The following is a 4,837-nucleotide window of genomic DNA, read 5'->3' as shown; positions in this document are numbered from 1 at the left end:
GTTCCGGGTGCGGTGCATCCTTGAGCAGTACCAGCGTATCGAACCACACCGGCGCGCCTTCCTTGGGCAAGCTGTAGGCGATCTTCACGCCGTTGCCGGCCTGCTCGGCGGTGTTCTTGGCTTCGAGCATCGCGCCGGACCAGCCCACCGCCACGCAGATATTGCCGTTGGACAGGTCGCTGATGAACTTCGACGAGTTGAAGTAGGCGATGTGCGGGCGCAGTTTGAGTAGCAGCGCTTCGGCCTTCTTGTAGTCCTCGGGGTTGGTGCTGTTGGGTGGCAGGCCGAGGTAGTGCAGGGCAACCGGCAGCATCTCCGACGGCGAGTCGAGCATGGCCACGCCGCATTGGCCGAGTTTGGCCAGGTTCTCCTCCTTGAACACCAGATCCCAGGAATCCACCGGCGCCTTGTCACCCAGCGCTGCGCGGACTTTGTCGATGTTGTAGCCGATGCCGTTGGTGCCCCACAGGTAGGGCACGGCGTACTGGTTACCCGGATCGTTGTTGGCGAGTTTCGCCAGCAGGTCGGCGTCCATGTTCTTGAAGTCCGGCATCTGCGCCCGGGGCAATGGCGCCAGGGCACCGGCCTTGATCAGCGTGGGCAAACTGAAATTGCTCGCCACCACCACGTCGTAGCCGCTGCGGCTGGTGAGCAACTTGCCTTCCAGCACTTCGGCGCTGTCGAAGGTGTCGTAGACCGGCGCAATCCCGGTGTCACGCTTGAAGTCCTGCAAGGTGGTGGGGCCGATGTAGTCGTACCAGTTGTACACGTGCACCGTCGGGGCCTCGACCGCAAAAGCCGACAGCGAAACCGCCAGACAGGCGCCAAACCCCAGATTGAAATACAAGCGGTGACGACTCATGATGCGGCACTCCTGGCCTGTTGCGGCCGGTGGTAATCAGGAGTTTGCAGCGTATCGACCGGGGTGGCCTTCACCCATTCCCATCATGGGTTACTCGAAAGGGGTAGTGCGTGGACGCGTTGTTGAAAGAGTTGCCGGTGCACCAGGGGCTGGCGCGGGTCTTCACGGCGGTGGGGCGGGACGGTTTCTGGCGTGCGTTGGTCGATACCCTGCGCTTGCTGGTGCCGCTGGACAACGCGCTGGTAGCGCTGATGCGCCCGGGGCATGTGCCGCGCCTGCTGATCGATTTCGATGCCAAGGGCAGCCCTGACGAGCATGAAGAACTGGCGGACTACAGCGCCGGCATGTACCTGCTCGACCCGTTCTACCAAGCCGCTTGCGCGGGCATCGCCGACGGCTTGCACAGCCTCGAATCGGTGGCCCCCGACCAGTTCCAGTACAGTGAGTACTACCTGAGTTACTTCAGCACCGTGGTCGGTGGCGACGAGTTGCAGTTCATGGTCAACGTCGACGGCGCCGTGCTCGGCCTGTCCCTCGGGCGTTCGACGCGCTTCAGCCTCGAGGAGCAGGGCCGCTTGCTGTGCGTGCGTGACTGGGTGCTGGCAGCAATGCACCGACACCTGGATTTGCTGCCGCCGGAAGGGCCGGCAGCTGAATCACCGGCCGGCGACCTGGCGACCTTGCTCGATCGCTTCGACGCACGCCTGACGCTGCGCGAGATCGAAACAGCGCGGCGGATTCTCCAGGGCTTCTCCAGCAAGGCCATCGCCCAGCAAATGGGCATCTCCCCGGAGACGGTGAAAGTGCACCGGCGCAACCTCTATCACAAGCTCAACGTGAACGGGCATGGCGAGTTGTTTGCGTTGGTGTTGCAGCCGCGTTGAACACCTGTGGGAGCGAGCTCGCTCCCACATGGATCTACGGTATAGATCCGAAAGTAGTGAATCAGTCTCGCTGCCGAAACACCAACGCCTTCAACCCACATTCAATATCCGCATCCGGAAACTCCGGCGGGTTCTCCAGCCGCTGCTCGAACCGCAGGCTTGGTGCCTCACGAGTCACGCCATCAATCAGGAAATCGGCGCCAAACGCCGGGTCGTTCATGCAGGCCAGTACGGTGCCTTGAGGGCTGAGCAATTCCGGCAACCGGCGCAGCACACGCTGGTAATCCTTGGTGAGCAGGAAACTGCCTTTCTGGAACGACGGCGGGTCGATGATCACCAAGTCGTACGGCCCCTTGCCAATCACCTTGCCCCAGGATTTGAACAGGTCGTGACCGAGGAAGCTGACCTTGCTCATGTCGTGGCCGTTGAGCCGGTGGTTGTCGCGGCCACGGTTCAAGGCCGGGCTCGACATGTCGAGGTTGACCACATGCGTCGCGCCGCCTTCGATAGCGGCCACCGAGAAGCCGCAGGTGTAGGCGAACAGGTTCAGCACCCGTTTGCCCCCGGCATTGGCGCGGACCCAATCGCGGCCGTAGCGCATGTCGAGGAACAGCCCGGTGTTCTGCTTGCGGCCCAGGTCCACCCGGTACTTCAACCCGCCTTCGGTGATGGTCATTTCCTCGATGACCTCCCCGAGCAGCCATTCGGTGGTGCTTTGCAGCAGGTAGCGGTGTTGCAACAGCAGCGTGTGGGCACCGGATTTTGCCCACTGCTCAGACTGGGTGATCGCCATCAGCACCTGCTTCAGGTCTTCCAGCTGCGCCGCTTCCGGCTCCTTGAACAGCGCCACCAGCACCACGCCTTGCAACCAGTCCACAGTCACTTGCTCCAGCCCTGGCCAGCAGCGGCCACGGCCGTGGAACAGGCGGCGGGTTTCGGCGGGGGCGGCCGCCAGGGCGGTCAGCAGATGCTGGTTGAGGGTGGCGAGGGCTTCAGGGTTCATCGGGTCGGGTCGGTCATTTGTGGGGGCGGCATTTAACCATAGTTGCGCACTGGACGGACCACCATAGAACCCTGTGGGAGCGAGCTTGCTCCGGGCGGCGTTCCGACGATAGCGGTGGGTCAGTCAACTTCGATGTTGAATGTAATGCCGTCATCGCGAGCAAGCTCGCTCCCACAGGTTTTCCGGTGCTCGTCAGGAACGAGTTATCACGATTAATTTAACTTTACGTGAGGATTTGGCGATCTCCGCGCTCCCATACTCGGCTCCAACGAACAACAACAAACCGGGAGCCGAACATGTCGCAGAGCACTGCTTCACCCAAGTCCACTCATCCATGCTGGCTACGGCTGACCCATTGGCTCAACGCCTTGGCGGTGCTGGTGATGGTCACCAGCGGCTGGCGCATCTACAACGCCTCGCCGATCTACGAATTCAGTTTTCCCAAGTCGATCACCCTCGGCGGCTGGCTAGGCGGTGCGCTGCAATGGCATTTCGCGGCGATGTGGTTCCTGGCGATCAACGGCCTGATCTACCTGGCCTTCAATCTGTTCAGCGGGCGCCTGAAGCGACGCTTCTTTCCGGTTTCGCCCAAAGGCGTACTGCACGACCTGTGGGACGCCTTGCGCGGAAAACTCGGACACGCCGACCTCAGCCAATACAACCAGGTGCAACGGGTGGCGTACCTGTTCGTGATGGTCGACATCATTCTGCTGGTGCTTTCCGGGCTGGTGTTGTGGAAGTCGGTGCAGTTCCCGCTGTTGCGTGAATTGCTGTTCGGTTATGAAGGCGCGCGCCGTGTGCACTTTTTCGCCATGGCACTGTTGGTGGCCTTCGTGGCGGTGCATCTGCTGATGGTCGCGCTGGTTCCGAAAACGCTGTTGGCCATGATCGTCGGCCGCAAGGAGCAGGTATGAAAAAGCGCATTCAGGTCCCCGGGCTGGACGAGGCTTCGATCCTCGGCGACGCCCGCAAGATCCTCGCCCCGCAAATCGAAGACCGCTCGCGCCGCTCGTTTCTGCTGCGTGGTTTGACCCTCGGCGGCGTGGCCATGCTGTCCGGCTGCAACATCACCGACAACGAAAGCGTCGAGACTGCGTTGTCGTCCATGTCGCGCTTCAACGATCGGGTACAGGGCTGGCTGTTCAACCCCAATGCGATGGCGCCGACCTATCCGGCGTCGATGATCACCCGGCCGTTTCCCTTCAATGCCTTTTACGGCATCGACGAGGCGCCGGTGGTGGAGGAGGAGGGCTATCGCCTGGAAGTCACCGGCCTGGTCGCCGACAAACGTAGCTGGCGCCTCGAAGAGCTGCGCGCCATGGCCCAGACCGAGCAGATCACCCGGCACATTTGCGTCGAAGGCTGGAGCGCCATCGGGCGTTGGGGCGGCGTGCGCTTCAGTGACTTCCTCCAGCGCATCGGCGCTGACACCGATGCCAAATACGTCGGTTTCAAATGCGCCGACGACTACTACACCAGCATCGACATGGCCACCGCGCTGCATGCGCAGACTCAGTTGACGCTGACTTACGACGGCGCTGTGCTGCCCCGCGAGTATGGCTTCCCGATGAAGCTGCGCATGCCCACCAAGCTCGGCTACAAAAATCCCAAACACATCCAGGCGATTTTCGTCACTAACACCTATCCGGGTGGCTACTGGGAAGACCAGGGCTACAACTGGTTCGGTGGCAGCTGATGAACGCCCGAAACATTCACCGCCCGCAAACCCGTGCTCCAAGGAGATTCATCATGAAAAAGTTGACCACTGTTGTTCTGTCCATGTGCCTGGCCGTTGGTGCTGCCTCTGTGTTCGCAGCTGACACGATGAGCAACGACAGCATGAGCAAGGATGCGATGTCCAAGGACGCCATGTCCAAGGATGCGATGTCCAAGGATGCGATGAAAAAAGACGCGATGAAGAAGACCGATTCCATGTCCAAGGACGCCATGTCCAAAGACAGCATGTCCAAGGACGCGATGAAAAAAGATGCAATGTCCAAGGATGCGATGAAGAAAAGCGAAATGTCGCAGTAAGTCCAAGCACCGCAGACCCTGTGGGAGCGAGCTTGCTCGCGATGAGGGCATGAC

At 61.1% G+C, this 4,837-nt stretch carries 6 protein-coding genes; 4 read left to right on the top strand and 2 right to left on the bottom strand.

Going from position 1 to position 4,837, the window contains the following annotated elements; translation table 11 throughout:
• Window positions 1–862: extracellular solute-binding protein (locus tag ACXRVY_RS17385; RefSeq protein WP_458237848.1), on the bottom strand; the 862-nt coding region annotated here is incomplete at its 3' end.
• Window positions 863–972: 110 nt separating this feature from the next.
• On the opposite strand from ACXRVY_RS17385, the gene ACXRVY_RS17380 reads away from it, so the two are divergent.
• Window positions 973–1,746 carry a helix-turn-helix transcriptional regulator gene (locus tag ACXRVY_RS17380; RefSeq protein ID WP_223463509.1) on the top strand — a complete coding sequence of 258 codons (774 nt, stop codon included), beginning with the start codon at window positions 973–975 and terminating at the stop codon, window positions 1,744–1,746.
• A 61-nt stretch (window positions 1,747–1,807) separates the two neighbouring features.
• Here the strand turns inward: ACXRVY_RS17380 and ACXRVY_RS17375 are convergent, their stop codons facing one another.
• Entirely contained in the window at window positions 1,808–2,749 is a 942-nt protein-coding gene (locus ACXRVY_RS17375) for a class I SAM-dependent methyltransferase (protein ID WP_223463510.1), read from the bottom strand.
• 296 nt (window positions 2,750–3,045) lie between these two features.
• Between ACXRVY_RS17375 and ACXRVY_RS17370 the strand changes: the two genes are divergently transcribed.
• The 3 genes from ACXRVY_RS17370 to ACXRVY_RS17360 are packed head-to-tail and all read left to right on the top strand — an operon-like array spanning window position 3,046 to window position 4,783.
• A complete protein-coding gene (locus ACXRVY_RS17370) occupies window positions 3,046–3,663 on the top strand; it encodes a cytochrome b/b6 domain-containing protein (RefSeq protein WP_223463511.1) in 618 nt (205 codons plus the stop codon).
• Entirely contained in the window at window positions 3,660–4,445 is a 786-nt protein-coding gene (locus ACXRVY_RS17365) for a molybdopterin-dependent oxidoreductase (RefSeq protein WP_223463512.1), read from the top strand. Before ACXRVY_RS17370 ends, ACXRVY_RS17365 begins: the two co-directional genes overlap by 4 nt.
• Window positions 4,446–4,498: 53 nt before the next feature.
• A complete protein-coding gene (locus ACXRVY_RS17360; RefSeq protein ID WP_223463513.1) occupies window positions 4,499–4,783 on the top strand; it encodes a pentapeptide MXKDX repeat protein in 285 nt (94 codons plus the stop codon).
• The last annotated feature ends 54 nt before the right edge of the window (window positions 4,784–4,837 follow it).

The sequence above is a fragment of the Pseudomonas sp. P5_A2_2 genome (assembly GCF_054177685.1).
Note: the sequence above shows the minus strand (reverse complement) of the source record. Positions and strands in the feature narration are given on the sequence as shown.

Bases quoted from the DNA above. Each gene is read 5' to 3' on its own strand.
- ACXRVY_RS17360 (WP_223463513.1), top strand. From the start codon at position 4,499: ATGAAAAAGTTGACCACTGTTGTTCTGTCCATGTGCCTGGCCGTTGGT.
- ACXRVY_RS17365 (WP_223463512.1), top strand. From the start codon at position 3,660: ATGAAAAAGCGCATTCAGGTCCCCGGGCTGGACGAGGCTTCGATCCTC.
- ACXRVY_RS17370 (WP_223463511.1), top strand. From the start codon at position 3,046: ATGTCGCAGAGCACTGCTTCACCCAAGTCCACTCATCCATGCTGGCTA.
- ACXRVY_RS17375 (WP_223463510.1), bottom strand. From the start codon at position 2,749: ATGAACCCTGAAGCCCTCGCCACCCTCAACCAGCATCTGCTGACCGCC.